This is a genomic window from Agarivorans sp. TSD2052 (assembly GCF_023238625.1).
In the GTDB taxonomy this organism is placed as follows: domain Bacteria; phylum Pseudomonadota; class Gammaproteobacteria; order Enterobacterales; family Celerinatantimonadaceae; genus Agarivorans.
Genome location: NZ_CP096670.1, coordinates 242797 through 268279, shown reverse-complemented (window position 1 = coordinate 268279; position 25483 = coordinate 242797). Strand labels below are relative to the sequence as shown.

Here is a 25483-nt window from a genome sequence, read left to right as displayed (position 1 = left end):
AATGAGTTCGAAAGATACGATTAAAGTAGGCTTAAGAATAGATGTAGATACCTTTCGTGGCACGCGTTTAGGCGTGCCCAAGTTATTAGACATTTTTCAACGCCACAACATTAAGTCGTCATTTTTCTTCACCGTTGGACCCGACAACATGGGGCGCCATATTTGGCGCCTTCTGCGTCCAGCCTTTTTGAAGAAAATGCTCCGTTCTAAAGCGGCTAGCCTTTACGGCTGGGACATTATTTTTCGCGGTACGTTTTGGCCAGGCCCGGTGATCGGCAAGAAACTCGCGTCGGTGATCAAAGATACCGACCAAGCCGGTCATGAAGTGGGGTTGCATGCTTGGGATCATCATAAATGGCAGATGAAAACCGATAGCATGTCGCCAGCTGAGCTGGCGAATGAAATCCGTAAGGGCTATCAATTACTGGCTGATATAACCAGTAAAGATGTTCAGTGCAGTGCGGTGGCAGGTTGGCGTTGTACCGAAACAACCCTAGATGAAAAGGAAGCTTTTCCCTTTCGTTATAACAGTGATTGCCGCGGTGAGTCGATTTTCGTCCCTAAACCAGGCATGGCACCACAGATCCCTGTGACCCTCCCTACCTACGATGAGCTAATTGGCCAAGACGGGATAGACGAAAGCAATTATAACCAAGCCATTATTAGCCGAATTAAAGCCGATGCTTTGAATGTGTATACCATTCACGCCGAAGTAGAAGGCATTGTTTGCGCCGAGATGTTTGAACAGCTAATTATTGCCAGTAAACAACAAGGTATTGAGTTTGTGCCGCTTTGTGACTTACTTGACCAAGATTACGTAAACTGGCCCAAAGACAGCATTATTAATATAGAAATGGACGGACGCGAGGGCTGGCTAAGCCATCAAGCGTCAACGATTCGATCTCAACCGAGTTAAACCAGGATAAACATGCGCCACTTACGAATTAACCTAGCCACTTGGGTACCGATTTTCTTCATCATTCTGTACTTATTACCCTTAGGTTTACGCGATTTATGGTCGCCTGACGAATTGCGTTACGCTGAGATATCACGCGAAATGGTGGCCAGTGGTGACTGGGTTGTACCGCGTTTTAATGATCTACGCTATTTTGAAAAGCCCGTCATGGGCTACTGGATGAATGCCGTATCACAGTTGGTATTTGGTGAGACTAATTTTGCAGTACGTGCGGCGTCAGCCTTTAGTGCCTTAGGCGCAGCCTTCTGTATTTTCTTGCTACTTGCACGGTTTGCTTCTCGGCCAGTGGCATGGTTAAGCTCAGGCATTTATTTAAGCATGTTTATGGTGTCGGGAGTGGGCACCTATAGTGTATTAGACAGCATGCTTAATCTTTGGCTCACTGCCAGTTTCACCGCTTTCTATTTCGCTATTCGCAGTGAACAAGCTCAGCAACGCGCCAAGTATTATGGCCTAGCCGGTTTTTATTGTGGCTGTGCGGTGCTCACTAAAGGCTTCTTGGCGCTAGCCTTGCCAGTCATTGTCGTGGTGCCTTATATGCTTTGGACCAAGCAACTTACCGCCATTTTAAAGTGGGGTTGGTGGGTCATGTTGTTTGCCCTATTAACCTGTTTGCCTTGGGCTTTAGCGATCCATGCCGCAGAACCAGACTACTGGCATTACTTCTTTTGGATTGAGCATATTCAGCGTTTTGCTGCAGATAACGCCCAGCACTCAGCGCCAGTTTGGTACTACCTGCCATTCTTAGCCGCTGGCGTTTTGCCTTGGTTATTTTGGTCGCCCAGTGCAATTGGTCACTTAAAAGGGCAAATGCATTCTCCCTTGTTACGCTACGCTTTATTGTGGGCCATATTACCGCTGTTATTCTTCTCCATGGCTAAGGGCAAACTCGCTACCTATATTTTGCCAATAATGGCACCACTCGCTATCTTGTTTGCTTTTGGTATTCAACAGGCTTTTGCCAAATCTTGTAAAGGTTTGAAGTGGGGAAGCTGGTTAAATGCAGTTTTCTTTGCACTACTAGCCGTTACTACCTTGGTATTGCATTACGCCGGCAAACTGCCATTAGACGCCGAGGAAGCTTACCGCCCATGGCTGCTATTTAGCATCTTTGCCTTTTGGTCAGCGATGGCCTTTGTCGCTTTAAAAGCCAATAGCTTAAATGGCAAGGTAGCCAGCTACATGTTGATGCCTCTAGGCCTATTTATGTTGGCTTGGGCAACCTTTCCTAATGTTAGTATTTACTCGAAGATGCCGGCAAAATTCATGCAGCAGGTATCCCACTTAGTTGAGCCAAATACTGTTTTGGTTGCCGACTACCCCGATACTATGTCGGCCTTCAATTGGTATTTTAAGCGGGCAGATGTTTACTTAGTCGGTCAAAAAGGCGAGGTGCGTTACGGGCTGGAGTACCCTGACGCACAACACCGCTTTATTGAAACTAAACAATTAGCCGCTTTTATCGAACAACAGCGCCAGCAAGCTCCGGTGATGATCTATTTCCGCGATAAACCTAATATGGGTAACGGCTTACCAGAGACCGACCAACGCATCGAGAAAGGCCGTTATACGGTGTTGTATTATCAAGCATTAAACCAATAACATGATAAGTTGGTTGTTAGTTATCGCCTCAATATCTTGTAGCTCGCTGAGCCAATACTGGCAAAAGCGAGCGGCGCTATTGTTTACTGCCGAACCCAATTTAAGTACTCGCCAGAAATTACTCTGTAAACCTTTATTGCTGGGCATTATTTTTTTAGGCTTAGGGGCCGTTTTTTGGTTAGGTGTACTAAGCCAATGGGACGTATCAGTCGCTTACCCCTTGCTCAGCAGTAACTTTGTCATCATGCTACTGGTATCAAAATGGGTATTTAATGAAGACGTCAGTCGACGCCAATGGCTTGGTGTGGCCTTCATCGTGCTTGGTGTTGCCATTCTTGGTGGAGTAAGCCAATGGTTTTAAGAACGCAGCCTAAAAGCGTGGCCTTGGCGCTACTGAGTGTTATGTTTATCTCACTAGCCCAACTCGCCATGAAATGGGGTATGAGCCAACTCAATTTACACTTTCCTGAGGTCAGCGAACTATGGCAGCTACAACGTTATAGTGAGCTACTTAGCCGCTATTTACCCTATTATTTTAGCGTGTTTGCAGGATTAGTGTTTTATGCACTTTCAATGTTATGTTGGGTAATAGCCTTAAAACGCTTAGCCTTATCGGTCGCTTACCCTTTGCTAAGTTTAAGTTACGTGATCGTGTATTTTGCAGCGATAGCGTTACCGTGGATAGGCGAACAGTTTAGCTGGATTAAAGCCCTTGGCATTGTGTTTATCTTAGCCGGTATATACTTGGTATTTCCCCGAAGTACCGCCAAGGAATAGCTGACTTTACGCGTAAAGTCAGGGCTTTTACTAAAAGGAGTGAGCCTAGCGCTATTAAATGTGTGAATACTCAAGTATTGTTGCATCATCTACCCATTAACATCGCATAAATTAGTCGCATGGAGTTTGCGCCAACATGAAACGCATATTTGACCTACTTGCCATTGTTTTATTGCTATTACTGGCAACCTCGGTCTTTTTCTTGTTTTCATTTCATCCTGATCGCTACAAAAGCGATTTTCTGCACTGGTTCAACCAACAAAGTGATTGGCAGCTTGCCTATAAAAGTTCTAGCTGGTCCTTAAAGAAGCCACTTAGCCTACAAGTTAACGGCGTAGAACTGGCGAAATCAGGTCAGGCAGCCATATTGGCTGATCAGATCCAGCTGACGGTTGCGGCCCTACCAATGCTAAAAGGCAGTATAGACTTTAGCTCTATCTCTGCTGAACGCTTACAAATAGCGATTACCCCGACGTTATTCCAACACAGTGATAAGCCGGTAAGCCAAGCAGAAGATAATCAAGCCTTTGACATGCCTTGGTTTGATCACATTACGGTGCAACAGTTGTTCATCAAAGACAGCGACTTTACTTGGCAACAGGCTAAACAAAGCTACCAGCTAGAGCGCTTTGAATTAGCCATCGAAGATTGGCGCATCGATTTGGCCAAGCCACAGCTACAAGATTGGCAGTTTAATTTACATAGCAGCGCGCAACGCCTAGTAGGGCCTAATCAGGAATACATATTACCTCAGGTAAGTCTTGCTTATGCCGAACAGCAATTGGTAATAGACCATATTGGCGCCGACCTATTGCAAGGTTCACTATACGCCTCAGCAGAGCTCAGTAACAAACAGCTACGGATACGTGAGTTGGCCTTTAGTGATGCCCGAATAGAGTACTTACCCAATGAAGATGCACTCAGCCAGCAACCAACAGAAACGTCCAATACACTCAGCGTCAATTTGCCTGAGCTAAGCTGGCTAGAAAGGGTGCGAGTGGATAACTTGCTATTAAATCAAATCAGCATTGCCGCCCAAATTGGCGGGCATAACTTCACTTTAAATCGGTTTACTGGTGAACTCGAAAATCTCGATACGCCTTGGCCAATCGATAGCCAACACATCGCAGCGGATTATGCCTTTATCGCTGATGAATTTGGGATTGACCATATTCAGTTTAATCAGCTAACCGCCAGCGGAAGCATCGCCCAAGGAAGTGCACATTTAGCCGCCTTGCGCAGTGAAGTGTTTGAAGGACAGTTAAGCCTTGCGCTCAGTTACCAATGGCAACAGCAAGCTTTAACCATTCACCAGCTAGGTCTAAGCAATACCGAGATCCCTATCCAGCCCAGTTGGGTTAACAATCTATCCACAGATTCATTGGAAACAGACTCTAGAGCCCCCTTACAGCAGCTTAACATCGAAAAAGTAGAGCTTAAACAGGTCAAATTATTATCGTATGTCGACCAATTACCGTTCTCTGCTGAAGGCTTAAACCTAGAGCTCCGTCAGCTCATGTTAATTAGACAGGGGCAATGGCAAAATATAGAACAGCTTTGGCAACCTAACAGCCAAGCTTTTGTTGAAGCGCCAGAACTAGCCTTTCGTGGTTTAGTATTAAGCCATGTAAACATGGACATCGGTAGCGAACAGCAAGTTGGGTATTTTAATTTATATGGCGAACTGCCCTTAGGCCAATTTGAGCTTCAGGGACAAGTATTATTGGATCAAGAAAATAAGCCTTGGCAAGCCGAATTATCAGGTCTGCTGCTAGACATTAGCCCGCTGGGTAGGCTGGCTAACCATAGAGATTTCAAATTAATTGGTGACTTAGAAATTGCCGGTAAGCTACGTGGAAAATTAACTGATTTTGGTGCCAATATAGATGGGTCGGTCGACATCCATAGCCAACTCATTCAAATACCGGGAGCAGATTTAGAGACGACGCTTGACCAAATCATAGAGAGCCCACGCCAATACTACGAAGACCCTAACCCGCTCATCAGCATGGGCTGGCCGGTACTTTGGCAAGCCCCCAATAGCTTGCCAAAAGGTATCACCCAATTAACTAATCTCAATCTCAAGGCCGAGTTAGAACAAGGTAAACTGACCATTGCGCCACAGCCGCTAAACGGGCTACGTTACCAACTAACGCTAGCCGGCGAAGTAAATCTAGCCAAACAACGATTTAACCAACTAAAACTGATTGTCTCGGACCAACCTTGTTGGCGTTTAGCGCATATCATCCATGGCCCATGGGAGCAGCCAGCCGTGAGCTTTGATCATTACTTATCACCACGTCGCTACTTAGTGAAACAGCAAGAATTTGTAGCAGCGCCCAGCATTCCAAACTGCCGCTACCCTCTAGATGTAGCCAGCACAGCGCAGTAAAACAAGGATTTAAGGATTTAGCTTTAATTCTAAGGCGTGTTCGATAAAGCAATCTCGCAAAGGGTTTTGACTACTATCCTTACGCCATACAAAGTTAAATGTACGTCGCATATCTAAGTCAGGCGTATTTAGCGCTACCAACTCACCCGCCTGTATCGCCTGCTCAACACTGCGTAACGGCAAGCAGCTCAAATATGCCCCGTTAGCCACCAACGCAATTAAGCTCGCTACATGGTTATATTCCCGCCATACCTTTAATTTGCTTATCTTGCCGTGGATCGCTCCATTGAAAATATCTCGAGTACCAGACCCGCCCTCTCTAAGTACCCAACGGGCTCGACTCAAACTGGCTAGATTAACCGCTTGCTTGGCAGCTAAAGGGTGCGATAAACCCGCCACTACAACTAACTGATCTTCACACCAAACTTGCTGGGCGATGCGGCTATCGACACAATGTCCTTCGATCAACCCCAGCTGTAAACGATAATCAAGCAAGCCCGCCACCACCACTTCACTATTACTAATTTGTGGGCTGACCACCAGATCAGGGTAGTCCTTATCTAAGCGAGAAATAATCTGAGCAAGAAAATATTCAGCGATGGTCTGGCTAGCGCCTACGGCCAGCTCTCCACTAATGATTTGCTGACCCGCAAAGCCTTGCATGATATGTTGGCTTTCCATTAATACGCGTTTTGCTCTGGGCCGCAACCAGTGCCCCCAGTGATTAAGTCGTAAACGCTTGCCTTGACGCTCAAACAATCGCTGCCCTAGCCCCGTTTCTAACTGACTTAACGCCATACTCGCGGCTGATTGGGTCATGGACAGTTGCTGTGCAGCGATACTGACACTCTGAGTTTCAGCGATACAAACAAATACCGATAGCTGCTTAAGACTAAAGCGATAAAGATGCTGCATATAAGTATTCCTGATGAATTGTTGTCGATGAAGTTAGCCGCTAAATATACTACGGACAACAACAAAGAAATACCGGTAGGTATGCTAGCTGATAGGCTTTAGGCTTTAGGCTTTAGGCTTTAGGCTTTAGGCAATATGACATAGAAACCTTTAAATTCAGCAGCCACTTTTTCTTGACTAAATACCTGAACAACAACGGTCATTTTACATTTCTTACCTTCTAGTAAAGGTAACAAACTCCCCTTCATCTGGCTTTTCTTCACTGTCGCTAAGGCGTTATCAGAAATGGCTCGTCGGTGTTTAATCTCACCTTTGGCTAACACTATATCACCAGCAAAACCGTGTTCTTCCAACATTAACCAAATCATCCCCCAGCCTGATAAAACCGCTTGGCTATAAATGCTTCCAGCAAACATCGTGGAGTGAGGGTTGCCGTTACCAGCAATGGGTAACTTAGTGGTTAGCTCGTTACCGGTATATTGGTGCAAACGCACTCCCATCTTTTCGCTTAATGGGATCTGTTGATTAAACATTTGCTGCAAAGCAGTACATAGCTTGGGCTGACGAACAAAACGATGTTCAGGCGACAGCTCTTTAACCATTTGTTGTACTTTTACCTTCACTTTATCAAAGGTAGGGCTACCTGCAGCTTCAAAACCACAGCTGGTAAAAAACTTTTGCGCATCACCTCGGGCGTTCACCACAATGCGTTTAACCCCCTCTTCATGAGCTGCTTCTTCTAGGGCTAACATTAACAAGGTGCCCAAACCTAACTTGCGCTGTTCTTGGCTTACCGCCACATGACGGATAAGCGCTTCCTTATTATCACTTAAGAACAAGCGGCCAACCGCTAAGGGCTCACCATTCTTATCGCGGATCATCCGGTGAATACTGTGGTCATCGTAAGCATCCCTTTCACTGCCTAATGGCAACTGCAAAGGTTTATTTAATACCTCCCATCGAAATTGATAGTATTTATCCATCTCACCGGTGGCATCCGGACAAATCACCTTAAACATAAAACGCTTCCCTTATTGCTGACTCACTGTAAAGCCGTTGTGTTAACGTGCTTTAATAAGACAGCTATCAATTATAATAATTCATTTTTCACTACTGATTTGATCACACCCACCGTTCACAATTTTACATACTGCACCCAATTGCAACAAAACACCAACAACCAACATCGTAGTTAGCATGTCCATCACAGTATGGTAATCCAAGTACCACATCAGATATAGATAACTAAAATAGACCGCCCAAGTCGTCGTTCTCCAGCGAACAAACAGCCGCATGTTCACCCTTTGTAGACAAAAAGCCAACGCAGTATGGGTGCTATAATCAAGCCCGAAGCGCGGCCACCAGCGCCAATAACCATCAAGTAACATCAACCCGTAAGTTAAGCCAATACCTAGCAACAATAAGCCGCTGAGCTGCCGGAAAAACCCGCCTTGTTTGTTTCGCCAAAGATGAATCAAGCCAAGCACACATGCAATCGCCAATAAAGGGGTGTAGACATCCGCCAACCATGGCAAAAATAGATCCAGCAAAATAGTTCCTCAGTAGCCCTCTCATTACAATCACATCCAGTTTACAGTTATTGTCGCTTTCAATATAGAATGGCCTAGCATAGGTTTCGCTAAGCACGCCCAAACAGGATTATATTTGATGAAAAAAACAGCCATATCTTTGCTGCTTATATCGCTAATGTTGGTCTTAGGACAATACCTTACCCGCCAACAATACCAACACCAGTTAGACCAACTACTCACTCAATTGGCTGAGCAACATTCAGGCTGGGATGTGTCAGTACAGTTGCTTAAACAAGGCTGGTGGCAACGTAATGAGCAATGGACGATAGTAGGAGATATGGCTGAACTAGGCTTTGAGCCACAGGCCGTAAACCTAGCGATTAATCATCAGGTAACCATTTTTCCCATTTGGTTAAGAGGTCAATGGCAACTCGACCCAGTCGTTGGTGACGATCAACCATCACTGACCAACACCAAGCTAAAGCAGATACCACATCAAGGTTTGTGGACCGCTAATATTTTAAACCGCTCCATGGTGCATGACATTAGCGTGGATACTTTTCAACAAGACTTCGAATCACTCAGTCTTGCTTTTAAACCGCTAAAAGTGATGATTGAGAGCGACTTAGCCATGCAGCAAGGTTCCGTGGTACTCACTTGGCAAGGTATGAAGTTAGATGACCAACAACAAACAGGTGACTTCATAAACATTGGCCAAGTCGACATCGAAGAGAACTTCACTCAACACCATGACTGGAGTATCGTCGATCAAGCCAACTGGAAGCTCCAACAACTAAGCCTTAGCCTAGATCAAGGAGCCACCCAACTCGCCGTTCATCAGCTCAGAGTGAATAATGTTTTTTCAGAGCAACAGCAATTAGCGTATATGCGCATAGATACCGCGTTAACCGATCTTCAATTCAAGCAAAATAACCAACAGCTCACTATGGGCAATCTAGATTTACGTTCTAGCGTGGGTGGAGTGCCTATGGACACACTTATTCAGTTAGCCCAAGGCCACAATAAGCAAACAAACTTAGACCAACTTATCCAACAAGTCGCCTCCAACAAGCTTACCTGGACACTGGAGAGCTTGAGTGTAGATATAGATTCAGACCTCTATAGCTTCCCCCTGTCTGGCGATGTCAATATTGCAGGCACAGCCGCGCTACTCCCCTTCAAGTTGTCTGAAGTATCCAGCTCGTTGCAGTTATTACGCTATCTAGATGTGAATTTGTCTGTCGACTTAAGTGACCAGTTGTTCAGTGCTAATTCTCTTTCAGCCTATGTATTGGCATTACGTCAAGCGGGTTATTTAGAACACAGCAATGGCCGAGATAAAAGCCAACTCATCTTTAATGACAGTGAATTTTCTATGAATCAGCAAGCGGTAAATTAGACAAAAAAACGCGGCGATAAACGCCGCGTAAACAGGGATTAGAAAAAAACACTTGTTACTATTGCTGCTGATGTTTCTTTAGCTGTTCCATGAAATGGGATTGAGCTTTAGTTGAACCAGCACGCTCTGCCTCCTCCACTAGGTTTAAGGCCCTAGCAAGGTCATCTTTTGCCACCGCTTTAGATATCTGTTCTAAATAAAAGTCTTCAGTATCACTCAACATGTCAGCGTCTTTGCTAGAAGCGACAGCGGCAGTACCTACAACTGCGGTGCTTGCTACTGCAGAGGTTTTAGCGTCTGCGGCAACGGTATTTGTTTGAGAAATGGGGCTACTTGCAAAAGTAGAACTAAATAACACATCAGCAAAACGAATATTCAAGTTACCAATGGGTGAATGCTTAGAATAATATTTAAAGGTAGCAGGTAAACCGCCGCCATTTTTCTCTTCGTAGACCGTTTTCGGGTCAATTAATTCTGTCTTACCACCATATTGAGTGGCCTTGCTGTATACCAAAATATAACGAGTTTGGCCTGCTAGCTCAGCGCTGATAGGCATCTTCATCGTTAAAAAACCCTCTGGATCTAAAGTGGTTTCTTCGATACGCAGTATTTCTTTTAAGCTTTCATCATAGAAAACCACGGTAGGCACAAAAACCGTGCGGCTAACAATGCTTTCTAGGTGAAACGTAAATTGGTTAATATTTTCTGGTACGAGTAATGCCGCAGTGTAAGAGTTACCTTCAGCAAAATGCACCACGGGTGACTGTTCTGTTACATCAATACGATTAGTTCTATCAAGCACTAATAATTGATATTGCAGTTGGGTCGGTAAAAGCGGTGTAACACTTGAAGATTTCAGGTTTTCAGCTATCGCAGCCTCATCAGAAAATTGGGCTCCCCATGTTCGAAACGGGTCTGTGACTTCTAAAGGCTTATCATCGCTTGAGCTAGAACAAGCGCTCATCAATACACAGCCTAAAACTACCGTTAACACCTTTTTCAAATTACCACCTCTTAAAAGGTGAACACCAACACCATGTTGATGTTCACTCCTTGGTTAAGTTAAGTACTAAATAGTACTTAGCTTAAACTGGCTTACCACCAAGCTTCAACCATGGCACCAATTTTTGTTACATCAACAGCATCTTTGTCATCTGTTTTCACTTCACCGGTAACAGCATAGAAGCGAACTACAGGACGAGACCACATGAAGTGACCTACTTGGAAGTTTTGTGACAAGGTCACTTTCCATGCGTCACTGGCTACACTGTCTTGCTCAGTAGATTGGAAACCTACTTCTAAAGCAGTTGCCATGAACTCGTTCCAGTGATGTTGTGGACGAACAGCAACACTGTATTCAGTATTGTCGTTGAAATCACAGGTTTCTGAAGCATCAGTACAGTCAATGGTCAAGTAGTTAGCGTTGTATTCCATGGCGGTCATTTCGCCAAAGTTTACTGCACCATCTAGGAATAAACCGTAGCTGTTTGCGTCAACATCTCTTACGTTTGACCAGTTGTGGCCCGCAGAGTTAGAAATAGTTAATGCTGCTGCATCAGTTTCGTAACGACCGGCAATTTGGAACCAGCCACTGCTTAAGTTTTGGCGGTAAGACGCGAAGAACTGGTAAGCAGTGTCGTTAGCAAATTGGTCAGTGTAATCATCAGTACCGATAGCGAAAGCATAGTTAAAGCGGAACTTTAACGCTGCAGAATCACTGACTTTAATGTCATGCCAGTTAAATTGAAGCATGTTCACTGTACCGTTAGCTGACTGGTATGCACCGTCACCAGCTTGAGTCCAACCTAAATCTAGTTGACCAACACCAACGTTTAGGTTGTCTACACCCGCACCAGCGCCATCAGCACTTAGCATGAAGTAATCACTTAGACCACCTTGCTCACGACCGTAGAAACGTTTACCAGCCCAAACGTATGCGTCTGGTTGTGAAGCAAAGATACCTTTACCACCACCGTAAAATTGAGCTAAACCGATAGTATCGCCCCAAGTTGGTGAGTATCCAGGAGTGTTAAGCATCACGTTCATGTCGAATTCAGCATCGCCATTCTCGAAACCTTGGCTCAACATGAACTCCATCCAGTTACCTTCGTTACCCAGACGGCCGACACCGTTGATAACACCAAAGTCACCTTTGATTACTTGAACTTCATCTTTACTCATTTCTAAAGCATAACGGCCATAACCAGAAAAATTTGGCGTGCCTGCTACTGAAGCGAATGAGGTTGCCGCGGACGCGACTGCAATTGCAATTGTAAGCGCTTTCACTTTCATTTTGTTCAACTCCGTGTGAATCTTGAAATTTTTATTGGAAGCATTTTTAAATAATGACCAACTAGCCATTGGATAAGAGTATAGAGCTCAAAATAAGATAAATAAGTGATTGAGATCACCCTTGAAAGCGCTTGCAAACAATTTCGATCACAATTCAAACAAAATATAAACTTTTGGTTTCATGAAATATAGCAAATCAACCACCCAAAATATGAAAGCGGTTACACCCATAAAGCATTGAAATAAAACAATATATAACTCACAAATCAGTGCATAAATAAATCTATGAAACAAATTATGTTTTATCAGATCCTATTAAGTTAACAAAAATGGAACTATGTGAACTTAATCAACTTATAAAGATGGAATGAATATTTGTTCATTATTCGAGCCGATAAATCGACCCCAATAAACCATCTATATGGCTATCACTAGCCCAATACAGGCCAACTGAAATCTTGTAATACAACATGGTAATTGTATAAAGGCTCACTTAAGCTAAAAAAAAGATCAAATGACAAAAATGCCTTTAGCGGTGGTTCTGTTATAGCCTTGCGCGGTAATTTTAGCTTTCCCGCCCCAGCCTATCGGCTTCTACGCTTATGTTTATAATCTGCATAAAAAGTAAACTACCGAGGATTTTGTAGCTTGATAGATAGAACCACCCTATCGCATGAAGGGCTTATGTTCCTTCTCTATATGCTGACTTTGAAGTTTCTTTCATGGCTTTCCTATTAAAAAATCTTTTATTGAAGCCGATCACTTTTTCAAACTCAGAGATAAAAATGCCCTGATCTTGCTGCTAACATGCCAACATGAAAGCGCTTACACCATTTTTGTGCATAATCGAGGAAAACCAATGCTTAACTCTTACATCGCCCAGTCTAGTTATCAGGGCAGCGTTAACCAATTAATGACCCCAGGGTTAGCAGATGAGTTTATTCAGCCTTGGTATGTACCGTTAAGCACCACGCCTGCTGATACAGGTATCGCGTTAGGCGGTATTGGTAGCGCTTATACCCTAACACCTGCAGGAACAACCCCTCTGTTACACATGCTTCCTGGATTACATTTATCAGACAAACAACGTGATTCTCTTCGTTTAGAAGATTTCTACTTCAGCCAAACTCGGGCCGATGAAGCGCGTTTAGAAATGGTTAACCAAAGCGATTTTCAGCAAAAGCAAAAGTTCTTCTGTTTAGTCAACCAAGACCAACAGCCATTGTTTAACCCTCAAGATACTGCTGAGCAACAGCTTACCCAGCTGCAACAACTGATCGACGACAGCGGTTTTTACCAGTGGAACGAAGCAAGCTTAGATCGTTGGAAAATTGAGCTTTCACCTAGAACCCAGCAGCTGCTAGCCCTTCAAACACAGGGTAGAGCGCTTAACCTAAGCTGGTTACTTGATTTTTATGATGGGGCTATCGGTATTCAACAGCAGGTGACTCAATCGCTCATCTGTGATTGGGAGCAAGCGGCTTATCACGATCAAACCACTTGGCCTAGTTCACAGGTTGAATACAGCGCATTGTACCCTGTAGCAAAGCAAAGCTTTAAAGATCAGCAAGCCATTCAGCTCAGTAAGTTTCATTACAGCGGCGTGATCCCAGGGCAAGAAGAATTAGCGGCTCTGCCAGTCAGTTATACTCGTATCGTGTTACGTAACCAATCACAACATAGCCAACACTTCAGCTTAGTACGATGCTTAGAGAACCTGAGTGGATTTCAGGCCATAAAACAGCGTCCAGGAGCACAAGATGCGGCATGCTCATTGGTAAGAACAGCCAATGGACAAAGTAGCTCACGCCATGATTGGCAAGCAGAACAACAGGCGCATTGCGCAGTGAGTTTAAGCGGAAATGCCGCGCACGGTGTCGACTTTGATGGCCAAAGCTGTTTTTCAATATCGGCCCCCGAAAAATTTAGCTTGAGTGCAAAACCCTACTTTTATAGTCAATCCAGTAGCAATGTTATTGCAGGCGCCTTAGCCAGCGGTCGTTTAAGCAATCAGTTTGACCGAGGCATTTATAGTGGCCGCGAGCTAAGTTCCGCAGCCCTATGTATTAGTGGTGAGCTCGCCCCTGGTGAAGAAGCTGAAATACTATTTAGCCTAGTGCTAGATTTCCCACACATTCATTTACCTGGTTTAGACAGCCAGAAAAAGTATACCCAGCTATACCCTGAAGCCAATGATAGAGCCCTAAATATTTGTCAGAAAGCCATCACCAACGAACCACAAATCCGTGCAGATTTAGCCGAAATAAGTGAACAGTTAATGCCTAATGACTGCCTAGACAAGCTGCAGTTAAATGCCCTAGAACAGGCGCAAACACGGACTTTGGCGCTTAACACCCTATCTTTCATGGCAGAAGCCACGGTGTGGGATAAACAAGACCGCTTTTTGGTTAGAGAGTGTGCCGACTATCCATTTTTTAACTCGCTGGATGTATATTTTTATGGTTCATTCTCACTATTACAAAGCTTCCCACGCCTAGACGGTGCTGTAATGCGCCATTTCTCAAAAGCAGTACTGGCTGAAGATTCAACCATCCGTCGCCATCATGAACACGTTGGTTTACCCTTTGCAGATTTACCCAATAGTAAGACAGAGAGCCAACGCGCCGTGCGTGGAGCGGTAATTCATGATTTGGGTAGCCCATTTGACGCTATCCCTGATGCTTACGATTGGCACAATGTTAAAGAATGGAAAGACTTGGCGCCCAAATACATTTTGATGTTGTTACGTCACTACAAATATCACCACGACTTGACACTATTACAAGACTGCTGGGAAGCCTGTGAAGCCGCGATGGGCTACCTTCAAGCCATGGTAGAGTCAGGACAAAACTTCCCGCTAACGAGAGGGACTGACGACACCTTTGACAATCTATCATCACATGGTATCTCGGTTTACTGTGGATCACTGTGGATTGCTAGCTTAGAGGCATATGCCAGCATTGCCGAGCGCCTTGATAAAGCCGAAATCTCACTACAATATCGCGTCCAAGCCGCTAGCGCGCGGGCTGAGTTCCAACATACATTGTGGGATGAAGAAGCCGGTTACTACCACTTTTTTGCCACACCATTGCAACGCCAGGATCTAAAGGATGACGCGTCAGCAGGTCTACAATCTGCACTAATGGCTTCAAGCTTTAATCAAGATTTACAACTAAGCGAGAATAGCAGTCAGGTAGAATTGCTCAGTACGCTTAATCACTGGTTAGCCATCGCTAAGCTGCCTGAGCTTGGTAATGCTGCTGCCAAAGTAAAAGCACTATGGCAACAGTACTATCCTGAACAACGCTGGCCAAGCGATGCTGCCACACGCTTACAAAGCCGCCAAGTACGCAAATTGGCCTTATTAGCGCTGGGGGATTTTTGGCAAACATCGTGGTTAGACAAACTGTCTCTAGATAGTGATGACAGCTTTGCCGACCAACTATTAGCTGATAGCTATTGCCGCATGCTGCAATTACCTGCGGTTTCAAGTGAGCAACAACAACAGCGAGTATTACAGTATGTTTATCAACACAACTACTTAGCCAATAGCGCTCGAGTTGGTGCCGCTAATCTTGTCACACGTGACGGTAGCCCTAAAGAATGGGGCAATTTCCAAGCGCACGACGTATGGATTGGCGTTCAATACTCATTGGTCAACGCGATGATGGCCGTAGACATGAATAAACAAGCCGCCGAACTATTAAACGCCTGCTATAGAAACTTGTATCACGATGCCCGTATCCCCTTTGCAGCACCAGAAGGATTTAATGCCAGCTGTCGCTTTGAGGCTGACCTTGTGCTGGGTCAACTGCAGGCGTCGCCAGAACAACTCAACAAGGCGCTAATTGAAGTAGGGCTACTCTACCCCGATGGTCGAATCGCCGCCGATATTCCGCGCCAGCTCAGTGATTTTGAACACGCTTACGAGGCCCTTTGCCAGCAGTTTAAAATTGACAGCAAGACCTTATTTTACGCACTACATCACACCGGTTTGAAATACACGGCCGGACGTTATTTTCGACCGGGAATGATTTTTTCACTGCCTTTGGTTAAGGCGTAGCCTGACCAAGCACAATACTGAATTTAGAATAACTATCTCTGAGGTAAATATGAGCAAGCAATATGGTTACTTTGATGACCAACATAAAGAGTATGTACTCACTACGCCAAAAACGCCGATAAAGTGGGCTAACTACGTTGGCACCTTAGATTTTGGTGGTTTAATTGACTGCACGGGTGGCACAGTTGTGTGTAAGCAAGACCCTGCATTAAACCGAATTACTAAGTACATTGCTCAAATGCCACAGTCAGAGTTTAAAGGCTCTACGGTTTATATTCGTCGCAAAACCGAGCAAGGTTACCAACTATTTTCACCGTTCTTCACCCCATGTTTGGTGGAATTAGATAAATTTGAATGTCGTGTGGGTTTGTCTTACACACGCTGGGTGGTTGAAGCACAAGGTTTGAGAATTGACCTCAAGATATTTGTTCCACAAGGCTCAGATACTTTATTGCAAGACATTACTGTGACTAATATTAGTCAGCAAACTCAAGCGGTTGATGTTGTGCCTGTTTACGAGTTTACCCATTTTGATGCGCTTAAGCAGTTGGTAAACGCTGATTGGGTTCCCCAAACAATGACGGTAAAAGCCCATCCAGAAAATGATGGCAAGCTCGTGCTTGAGCAATATGCTTACATGAAGCGTGACACCTCAGTTAACTACTTAAGCTGTAACCGTGAAGTAGATTCTTGGGAAGGCGACCGTCGAGCCTTTTTGGGTGAGAATGAATTTGGCTCATGGGCCAAACCCTTGTCGCTGATGGAAGACAGCCTGAGTAATTCAGAGTGTGACCGCGGTGATAACGTCGGTGCGTTACTGGTAAAATTGGGTGAGTTAGCGCCTGGTCAATCTGAGCGCGTGATTACCCAATTAGGACAAGTTCCTAGCTTAGATAAAGCTGCTGATAGCATCGCTTTATACCGTGATGAGCAAGCCGTTGATCAAGCCTTTACCAAATTGACCGAATTTTGGGAAAGCTATTTAGACGTCATGCAAGTTGATACGCCTGATGCAGCAATGAACTCAATGCTAAACGTTCATAATCCGCGCCAATGCCACACCACCAAAAACTGGTCTCGCTACCTATCGCTTTACCAATTAGGTTACGGTGCCCGCGGAATCGGCTTTAGAGACTCATCGCAAGACTTAATAGGCGTAATGGCCCACATGCCGCAAGAAGCCCGTGAGTTTGCCGAACGGTTGCTTTCAGTGCAGCTAGAAAACGGCTCGGCAATGCACCAATACTTCCCATTAACCATGGAAGCTAACGAAGGTGACTCGCGCGAAGAGCCTGATTGCCCAAATTATTACGGCGATGACCACTTATGGATAGTGCTCACTATTGCTCAATACCTAAAAGAAACCGGCGATCTAAGTTTCCTCGACAAGCCTATTAGCTACTACAGTAAAACCTTAGAGCTCGAGCAGCGGGCCCAAGGTAGTGTTTATCAACATCTACTTAAAGCTATCGACTTTACTTGGAACAACATTGGTGAACACGGACTACCTTTATTAGGTTTTGCCGATTGGAATGACACCGTAAACCTGCCAACAGGCGCTGAGTCGCTGTTTGTTGCCAATTTATTTGGTAAAGCACTAAAAGAAATCATTGATATCGCCGCCGCGATTGATGATCAAGCAAACCTTGAGTTATTGACTGGCTACTACCAAGAGATGAAACAGCGAGTAAATACTCACGCTTGGGATGGCGAGTGGTGGGTTCGCTATTTCACCAATGAGGGTCAACCGATTGGTTCGCAACAAAACCAGCACGGCAGCTTATATACCAATGGTCAATCTTGGCCGGTTATTTCAGGTTTTGCTGAAGGTGACCGAATGTTCGCAGGCTTGGATGCAGTGAACCATAAACTGAATACCAAGTACGGTATTATGCTGTCAGGTCCTGGCTATAACGGCTTTGATCCAAATCTTGGTGGCGTAAGTACTTATCCTCCTGGGGCTAAAGAAAATGGGGGTATTTTCCTTCATTCGAATCCTTGGGTGATGATGGCGGAAACGATTGCTGGAAATGGCGACCGCGCATTTGAATACTACAATCAAATTAACCCTGCCTATCAAAATGACAATTTAGACGTATTTCAGTCTGAACCCTACTGCTATCCGCAGAACATTTTAGGGGCAGAACATAAACAATTTGGTATGGGGCGTAATGCTTGGCTATCAGGTACATCTAGTTGGACCTACGTTGCCGGCACACAATACATACTAGGGGTTAAACCAAGCTTACACGGTTTAGAAATTGATCCCTGCATTCCATCTGCTTGGGATGGCTTCAGCGTAAAACGTCACTACCGCGGCGCGTTATACCAAATCAAGGTGACTAACCCCAACAATGTGAGCAAAGGCGTTGCCAGTATTAGCGTAAATGGTGAGCTAATTGACGGACAAATTCTGCCAATAATGACCGACGGTACACATACCGTTGAAGTGGTAATGGGATAAATCAGCCCACCACAAAAAAGCCAGCGTCAGTGACGCTGGCTTTTTTAATGGCGTTATAATTTCACCAATCTTGTATTATGCGAGAGAAAGCTGGCTCTCTATATCGAACATATGTAAGAACTGACTATCCAAATACACATTGATAGCCCCCTCTAGCGAACCATGCTCTGCTGGAGTTTCTATGATTATTTGTTCACCGCCCAGCTCCGCCTTAATCAGCATCGTTGCTCCGAGCAGCTCATGATCAATCAGCTTACACTTAGCTTCAATACCATGCCCAGCTTCCAGTTGGTGCTGATGTAAGTGTATATCGTTAGGGCGTACCCCAAGAGTGACCGCTTGACCATTAGTCACCTTGCCTAAAAACTTCGCAGGTAAATCAATTTTTTGATCGCTCAACGATAAAGTCCAGCCCTCTTGCTCTTGGTTAACCGTAGCGGGGATCATATTCATCGTAGGTGAACCAATAAAACTGGCCACAAACTTATTCGCCGGTTGAGTAAACACCTCGTAGGGCGTACCAATTTGGGCGGTAATACCTTTATTCATCACCACAATACGGTCAGCTAAGGTCATGGCTTCTACTTGGTCATGCGTTACGTATAAAGTAGTGACACCTAACTTATGGTGCATGTCTTTTATCTCAGCACGCATTTTTCCGCGAAGCTTAGCATCAAGGTTAGACAAGGGTTCATCAAATAGAAATAGTTTAGGTGTGCGCACCATGGCTCGCCCCATCGCTACCCGTTGACGTTGACCACCCGATAACTGCTTAGGTCGTCGATCTAAATAATCGGTTAATTGCAGCATTTCTGCCGCCCAGTCGACCGATTTTTTTATCTCAAGCTTATTTTTACCCTGCATTTTAAGACCAAAGGCAATATTTTCGTACACCGTCATATGGGGGTATAAAGCGTAGCTTTGGAACACCATCGCTAAATCACGATCTTTAGGGTCAACCGTATTAAGACACTTTTCCCCCATGGAGATGTCTCCCGAGGTGATCGTCTCTAAGCCCGCCACCATTCGCAGAATGGTAGATTTGCCACAACCCGAGGCGCCGAGCAATACCACAAATTCACCATCACCCATATCTAAGTTGAAACCTTTTACGATTTCAACTTTCCCGTAGCTCTTACGTAGATCTTTGAATGATAGTGAAGCCATGCTTATATCCCTTTACGTTGTTTTAAAAATTGTTGAAAGTACTTAGCACTTTGTTTAAATACTCGCTGCTGTGAAGCATAGTCAACATAGACTAAGCCAAATCGTTTATCGTAGCCGTAGGCCCATTCAAAGTTGTCCATTAAGCTCCAAGCAAAGTAACCGCGTAAATCAACGCCTTGCTCAATAGCCACCGCTACAGCATCTAAGTGGCGCTGGTAATAGTCACAACGTTGCTGATCAACCACTTCGCCATCTTGCAGGCTGTCGGCACTAGCCATGCCATTTTCAGTGATAAAAATGGGTGGTAAATCATAACGTTGATGCAGTTTAATCAATAAATGGCTAAATGCTTCTGGACACACTTCCCAGCCCATATCAGTCCGTTCAACACCCTCTAAGCGCACATGCTCAGGGCCGTGCTCTCCGGCTTTAATCACATGGCGGGTGTAATAGTTGATACCAAGAAAGTCGATGGGTGCCGCAATCAGTTCCAAATCACCAGGTAAAATGGTTGGCCACCATAACGGTTGCTGCTGACGAATGGCTTCTGGGTATGTCGCTTCCATTAATGGTTGCAAAAACCAGTGTATACCTTGCTGCTCATCAAAATCAGCTGCATCAATGTCGGCCTGGTTATTTGGATCTAAAGGATAGGCAGGAGCAAAATTAAGCACGATGCCATGGTCTGCCTTAGGCGCATTAGCGCGCATTTTTGGTAACGCTAAGCCGTGAGCAAGTAACAAATGGTGGGCAGCCTGAAAACCAAATTTGTCATCCTTCAAACCTGGAGCGTGATCCCCAAAACGGTAACCTAAAAAGGCGCTACATAGCGGCTCATTAAAGGTGGCATAACTGGTAACCTGATCACCTAAAGCTTTAGTCATTATGTCGGCAAACTCTGCGAATTTGTATGCGGTTTCACGGTTTAACCAGCCACCTCGGTCTTCTAAATACTGTGGAAGATCCCAATGGTAAAGCGTAACAAACGGTTTGATGCCCAGCTCATTTAGCTTAGTAATTAGGCGCTGATAGAACGCGATACCAGTACTGTTTACTTGCCCTTCTACTGGCATAATACGTGGCCATGCTATCGACAAACGATAAGCATCTACGCCAAGTTCTGCGATCATCTCTAAGTCTTGTTCCCAACGATGATAATGGTCACACGCTATGCTGCCGTCATCACCATTAACCACTTTACCTGGAGTGGCGCAGAAACGGTCCCAAATGGATTCACAACGTTGATCCTCTTGGTTTGCTCCTTCGATCTGGAAAGCGGCGGTGGCAACGCCAAAGACAAAGTCTGAACGACGAAAAGGTGAAGACTCGGGAAAATCAAAAGACATAAAAACCTCGTAAACAAGATAACCACAGCTCAAAGAGGCGAGTTATCGCTGGAACATGAAAAGATACGGTGACTAGCAAGGCTAGTACTACTGACTAATTTTAGTCTTAGGCTCTTGGCTAAGCGCAGGACTAAAACAAGGCAAGGAATTAAATGATTAGGCAGATTGTCGATGCATATTTAATTCCTCACGGTGATTTAGATTAACTCTTGGGAGGAGCGGTAGATTCACGAACAACGAGAACAGGTTCTAGCTGAACCCCTTTCACTAGGTCGATATTAGACAAGTTTTGCAACACCATATTGGCAGCAATAGTCCCCATTTGTTCAATAGGAAAACGAATCGTAGTCATTTTGGGCCTAAGGTAACGCGAGTAAAACATATCATCGTAACCCACCACCGAGATACGCTCTGCGGGTGACTCATCGTCCAAAGACAACACATCGTAAACCCCAATCGCGATATTGTCGTTACCGCAAACCACGCCAGTAAAATCTACACCACGTTGAAACAATTTCGCGGCGGCTTTATTGCCACCATCTTCTTGATACAAACCTTCAACGATTAATTGCGGATCATATTCAATACCCGCTTCGCTAAGCGCGTTACGATAACCTTGTAAACGTTCACGTGCATCCAAATGCACTAAGGGGCCGGTAATCGATGCGATTTTGGTGTGGCCTAAATCAATTAAATGTTTGGTAGCCAAATAGCCACCCAGTTCGTTATTCAGATAAATACAGCGATTTGCTAGTTCAGGCACATAACGGTTAAGTACAAATATATTTTGGTCGCGCTGACACAACTCGATCAGCTCATCATCGCTCATTGCCTGAACCACTAGCAAGATAGCATCAACCCGACGAGACTTAAGGAAACGCACTGCGTCTCGCTCTTGATCGATATCATCATGCCCGCTGGTCGCAATTAAGTGTTGGCCTTCGTTGCGTAATACCGATTCAATACTTTCCATCATCGGCCCATAAAACGGACCCGACAAGGTACCCACTACGATACCAATACTGTATGAACGATTAGTCGCCAAAGCTTGAGCAAATGAATTAGGCTGGTAACCCAGTTTATCCATGGCGGCAACGACACGGTCTCGATTCTCAGTCGATACTTTGTTGTTGCCATTCATCACTCTGGAAACCGTGGCCTGAGAGACCCCAGCTAAATCAGAGACTTCCTTGATTGTCGCCATTTTTCATTCAGCCTTTTAATTATGTAAGCGCTCGCACAATCACAAAATAGGGAATTTATAAGTGAACCACAGGGTTTCGTGAAAGCGCTTTCTGACAATATGACTGATAAAAGTCATTACTGTCAATTACCATTGATACGTCCAAACGGGTTCTGTGAGGCGCCGCAAAGTTTACTTTAATCAATGAAACTTAAACCTTTAACCAAAAAGTCATTGGCCCATCATTCACCAGTGAAACTTGCATGTCAGCGCCAAACGACCCCGTCTGAGTTTCTAGGCCTCGTTCTTTACAGGCATCAACATAAAACTGATACAAATGCTCTGCTTGCTCTGGCGTGGCCGCTTTAGAAAAGCCAGGCCGTAATCCCTTGTCGGTTTCAGCCACCAAAGTAAATTGTGAAACCACTAATAAGCTTCCACCTGCCTGCTGCACATTGAGGTTGGTTTTACCTTGTTCATCGCTAAACACTCGATACTTGATGACCTTTTCACACAACTTAATGGCTTTTTGGTAATCATCCGCTTGTTCAACACCTAGCAAGACTAACAAACCTGATTCAATGTTCGCGGTGGTTTCACCGCCGATGCTAACACTTGCTTGTTTTACCCGTTGTATTAAAGCAATCATTATTTCTCCTCGAACTCTGTGGTTAAGGGGGGATGCTCTGACTCAAACTCGCCTAAAGCGGCGGTAATCTCAGCCCCAATCAATACCACTATCCAACTCAAATAAACCCACACAAACAAAATTGGAATACTGGCTAATGCCCCATAAATGACTTGGTAAGAAGGAAAAGAGGAGACATAAAAAGCAAACCCTCGCTTACACAGCTCAAATAATAAGGCAGCGACCACCGCCCCCGCTAAGCCATGTAAGAATCGAATTGATTTGTTAGGCACCAGTAAGTAAAGAATACAAAATGCGCCAATAGAGAACATCAGCGGAACAACGCGCAGTAATTGATTCCAAATACCCAGCAAGGTTTCATCGGAAAACACTTGGATTGAGAATATATAGGAGCTGAGCGCTAAACTCCCTCCCATCAATAAAGGCCCAAGCGTTAAAATCATCCAATAAATGGGAAACGCACCGTGCCAGCGTCGAGAGATCTTGACCCGCCAAATCATGTTTATGCTTTTATCGATTGCCGATATTAGCATCAGAGCCACCACCGCTAAGGCACCAATCCCCACGGCAGTCATCCGCGATGCATTTTCCACAAACCCGCGTAAGCTTTGTTTAACCACTTCTCCTGATGCTGGCACAAAGTTGTTAAAGACAAAATCTTCGATCAATGTTTGAAAACCAGAAAACACTGGAAACGCACTAATAATAGAAAAAGTGACCGCCACTAAAGGTACCAGTGACAATAAACTGACATAAGCAAGCGACCCAGCAATCATGGTGAGTTTATCTTGCTTCATTCTTGAAAAGAGAAAATAACTAAAAGATTTAGCCAATGCTAAACCCGACTGCCATTTACTGATTTGTAGTAAGGCATTCATGATTTTTATTACTCCCTAATAAATAATCACTTAACAGCTAACTACGGTAATTATTCAGCTACCGCATTACAACAATTAATCAGTATTTATCGCTAAATTAAACTGAACAAAAGCTGACGTTTTTTTGAACTGAATCACATTAAGTGGTAGACTCCCGCCCCATTTCTTTTCGTTCTTTAATGGATTCATAGAACCATGTTTGAATTTCCAAAATTTCGCGGAGCCACGGTTAAAAATGACCTGCTCTCTGGTTTAACTGTAGCACTAGCCCTAGTTCCAGAGGCCGTTGCTTTCGCTTTTGTGGCAGGCGTAGAACCATTGGTGGGCTTATATGCAGCCTTCATGGTTGGACTCATTACTGCTGTCATAGGCGGCCGCCCAGGTATGATTTCTGGCGCAACCGGTGCCCTAGCGGTAGTGATGGTAGCGCTTGTGGCAGACCATGGTGTTGAGTACCTGTTTGCCACGGTAGTGTTGATGGGTATCCTGCAAGTATTGGCCGGGGTATTCCACCTTGGTAAGTTTATTCGAATGGTGCCACACCCGGTAATGCTGGGTTTTGTAAATGGCTTAGCCATCGTTATTTTCTTAGCCCAGCTCAGTCAATTTCAAATACCAAATGCCTTTGGCGAAATGGAGTGGATGCAAGGTAGCCAGTTATGGATCATGTTAGGTCTAGTCGCGGCAACCATGGGAACGATTCACTTTCTTCCTAAGCTCACCAATGCTGTACCGGCTTCATTGGTAGCGATTGTAGGAGTCACCTTAGCGGTGCATCTGCTCGGTTTAGACACCCGTACCGTGGTTGATTTTGTACGCAGTATGACCGGTGATGTAAATGCCACTATTGCTGGTGGCTTACCAGCGTTCTCTATTCCTAGCGTTCCATTCAACCTTGAGACACTGCAAATTATCTTCCCTTATGCGCTAGTACTAGCGGCGATTGGCTTAATTGAATCGCTACTAACCTTGACGGTAGTGGATGAAATGACCGGCACGCGCGGCCACGGCAACAAAGAATGTATAGGCCAAGGTGTTGCCAACGTAACGACCGGATTTTTTGGTGGTATGGGTGGCTGTGCCATGATTGGTCAAAGTATGATCAACATTCGCTCTGGTGGGCGTGGACGTCTCTCAGGCATTACCGCTGCTTTGGCACTATTAGGTTTCATTTTATTTGGTTCTTCCTTGATTGAAATGATCCCATTAGCTGCCTTAGTCGGTGTGATGTTTATGGTGGTGTTAGGTACCTTCGAATGGGCCAGTCTACGGATGATTAACAAGGTGCCTAAAGCCGACTTCTTTGTGATTGTATTGGTATCGGTTGTCACAGTATTTACTGACCTCGCGGTAGCGGTAGTTATCGGTGTGATTGTCTCAGCCTTAGTATTTGCTTGGCAGCATGCAAAACACATTTATGTCACTACAACGAGTGTCGATGAAGACCACAAAGTGTATGAGCTTGATGGGCCATTATTTTTTGGTTCAGCAGCCAACTTCTTAGACTTATTTAACCCAGCTAACGACCCAAAAGACGTAGTGATAGACTTCGCTAAATCAAGAGTCAGTGATCACTCTGCTATTGAGGCCATTGATACCCTCGCAGAGCGTTATGAAAAAGCAGGTAAAACGCTACACCTTAAGCACCTGAGCTCAGAGTGTCGTAAGCTTCTCAGTAAGGCTGGCAGTGTAGTGGAAGTCAACTTAATCGAAGATCCCAACTACAAGGTTGCTACAGACACCTTAGATAACTAAGGGCAATTAACTCACCAACTTGTTATCGATAGCCGCTATCCTAATCACTTTAGGATAGCGGCTTTTTTGTAAGCATAAGCTGGCATGTTAGGT

The 25483-nt window shown here is 44.7% G+C and carries 19 protein-coding genes; 9 read left to right on the top strand and 10 right to left on the bottom strand.

The annotated features are described in order from the left end of the window. The first annotated feature begins 1 nt into the window (after window position 1). The 5 genes from arnD (at window position 2) to M0C34_RS01255 (ending at window position 5747) form a co-directional block, all read left to right on the top strand. Window positions 2–916 (top strand): 4-deoxy-4-formamido-L-arabinose-phosphoundecaprenol deformylase, encoded by a 915-nt coding sequence (gene arnD / locus M0C34_RS01275; protein ID WP_248713862.1) that lies wholly within the window; start codon window positions 2–4, stop codon window positions 914–916. Between the two features lie 12 nt (window positions 917–928). Further along, window positions 929–2578 (top strand): lipid IV(A) 4-amino-4-deoxy-L-arabinosyltransferase, encoded by a 1650-nt coding sequence (gene arnT, locus M0C34_RS01270; RefSeq protein WP_248713861.1) that lies wholly within the window; start codon window positions 929–931, stop codon window positions 2576–2578. Window position 2579: 1 nt separating this feature from the next. After that, window positions 2580–2939 carry an EamA family transporter gene (locus M0C34_RS01265; RefSeq protein ID WP_248713860.1) on the top strand — a complete coding sequence of 120 codons (360 nt, stop codon included), beginning with the start codon at window positions 2580–2582 and terminating at the stop codon, window positions 2937–2939. Then, window positions 2930–3355: a 4-amino-4-deoxy-L-arabinose-phosphoundecaprenol flippase subunit ArnF gene (gene arnF, locus M0C34_RS01260; RefSeq protein ID WP_248713859.1), complete on the top strand. Its 426-nt coding sequence runs from the start codon at window positions 2930–2932 to the stop codon at window positions 3353–3355. The genes M0C34_RS01265 and arnF overlap by 10 nt, the downstream gene beginning before the upstream one ends. A gap of 136 nt (window positions 3356–3491) precedes the next feature. Next, a complete protein-coding gene (locus M0C34_RS01255) occupies window positions 3492–5747 on the top strand; it encodes an AsmA family protein (RefSeq protein WP_248713858.1) in 2256 nt (751 codons plus the stop codon). A gap of 9 nt (window positions 5748–5756) precedes the next feature. Here the strand turns inward: M0C34_RS01255 and M0C34_RS01250 are convergent, their stop codons facing one another. From M0C34_RS01250 to M0C34_RS01240, 3 genes are all read right to left on the bottom strand, one after another. Next, window positions 5757–6662, bottom strand: coding sequence for a LysR substrate-binding domain-containing protein (locus M0C34_RS01250; protein ID WP_248713857.1), 906 nt, complete (start codon window positions 6660–6662; stop codon window positions 5757–5759). 119 nt (window positions 6663–6781) lie between these two features. Next, window positions 6782–7681 carry a bifunctional GNAT family N-acetyltransferase/hotdog fold thioesterase gene (locus M0C34_RS01245; protein WP_248713856.1) on the bottom strand — a complete coding sequence of 300 codons (900 nt, stop codon included), beginning with the start codon at window positions 7679–7681 and terminating at the stop codon, window positions 6782–6784. An 81-nt stretch (window positions 7682–7762) separates the two neighbouring features. After that, window positions 7763–8212, bottom strand: a complete 450-nt coding sequence (locus M0C34_RS01240) for a hypothetical protein (protein WP_248713855.1) — start codon at window positions 8210–8212, stop codon at window positions 7763–7765. A 118-nt stretch (window positions 8213–8330) separates the two neighbouring features. Between M0C34_RS01240 and M0C34_RS01235 the strand changes: the two genes are divergently transcribed. Then, a complete protein-coding gene (locus M0C34_RS01235) occupies window positions 8331–9593 on the top strand; it encodes a YdgA family protein (protein WP_248713854.1) in 1263 nt (420 codons plus the stop codon). Window positions 9594–9651: 58 nt separating this feature from the next. On the opposite strand, the gene M0C34_RS01230 is transcribed toward M0C34_RS01235, so the two are convergent. Further along, the gene (locus tag M0C34_RS01230; RefSeq protein WP_248715575.1) at window positions 9652–10587 is read right to left on the bottom strand and encodes a MalM family protein; all 936 of its coding nucleotides are present in this window, start codon (window positions 10585–10587) and stop codon (window positions 9652–9654) included. 101 nt (window positions 10588–10688) lie between these two features. Beyond that, complete coding sequence (locus M0C34_RS01225; RefSeq protein ID WP_248713853.1) at window positions 10689–11885, bottom strand: carbohydrate porin; 1197 nt, start codon at window positions 11883–11885, stop codon at window positions 10689–10691. A gap of 859 nt (window positions 11886–12744) precedes the next feature. Between M0C34_RS01225 and M0C34_RS01220 the strand changes: the two genes are divergently transcribed. Further along, window positions 12745–15948 (top strand): GH116 family glycosyl hydrolase, encoded by a 3204-nt coding sequence (locus tag M0C34_RS01220; RefSeq protein WP_248713852.1) that lies wholly within the window; start codon window positions 12745–12747, stop codon window positions 15946–15948. Window positions 15949–15997: 49 nt separating this feature from the next. Further along, the gene (locus M0C34_RS01215; protein WP_248713851.1) at window positions 15998–18412 is read left to right on the top strand and encodes a glycoside hydrolase family 94 protein; all 2415 of its coding nucleotides are present in this window, start codon (window positions 15998–16000) and stop codon (window positions 18410–18412) included. Window positions 18413–18487: 75 nt separating this feature from the next. Here M0C34_RS01215 and M0C34_RS01210 read toward each other — a convergent pair whose 3' ends face one another. From M0C34_RS01210 to M0C34_RS01190, 5 genes are all read right to left on the bottom strand, one after another. After that, a complete protein-coding gene (locus tag M0C34_RS01210) occupies window positions 18488–19579 on the bottom strand; it encodes an ABC transporter ATP-binding protein (RefSeq protein WP_248713850.1) in 1092 nt (363 codons plus the stop codon). A gap of 2 nt (window positions 19580–19581) precedes the next feature. Further along, on the bottom strand, window positions 19582–20925 hold the full coding sequence (locus M0C34_RS01205) for a GH1 family beta-glucosidase (RefSeq protein ID WP_248713849.1): 1344 nt from the start codon (window positions 20923–20925) through the stop codon (window positions 19582–19584). Window positions 20926–21127: 202 nt separating this feature from the next. Next, window positions 21128–22129 carry a LacI family DNA-binding transcriptional regulator gene (locus M0C34_RS01200; protein ID WP_248713848.1) on the bottom strand — a complete coding sequence of 334 codons (1002 nt, stop codon included), beginning with the start codon at window positions 22127–22129 and terminating at the stop codon, window positions 21128–21130. 190 nt (window positions 22130–22319) lie between these two features. After that, a complete protein-coding gene (dtd, locus tag M0C34_RS01195) occupies window positions 22320–22757 on the bottom strand; it encodes a D-aminoacyl-tRNA deacylase (RefSeq protein WP_248713847.1) in 438 nt (145 codons plus the stop codon). Continuing rightward, window positions 22757–23635: a virulence factor BrkB family protein gene (locus M0C34_RS01190; RefSeq protein ID WP_248713846.1), complete on the bottom strand. Its 879-nt coding sequence runs from the start codon at window positions 23633–23635 to the stop codon at window positions 22757–22759. Before M0C34_RS01190 ends, dtd begins: the two co-directional genes overlap by 1 nt. 195 nt (window positions 23636–23830) lie before the next feature. Between M0C34_RS01190 and M0C34_RS01185 the strand changes: the two genes are divergently transcribed. Beyond that, window positions 23831–25390, top strand: a complete 1560-nt coding sequence (locus M0C34_RS01185; RefSeq protein ID WP_248713845.1) for a SulP family inorganic anion transporter — start codon at window positions 23831–23833, stop codon at window positions 25388–25390. The last annotated feature ends 93 nt before the right edge of the window (window positions 25391–25483 follow it).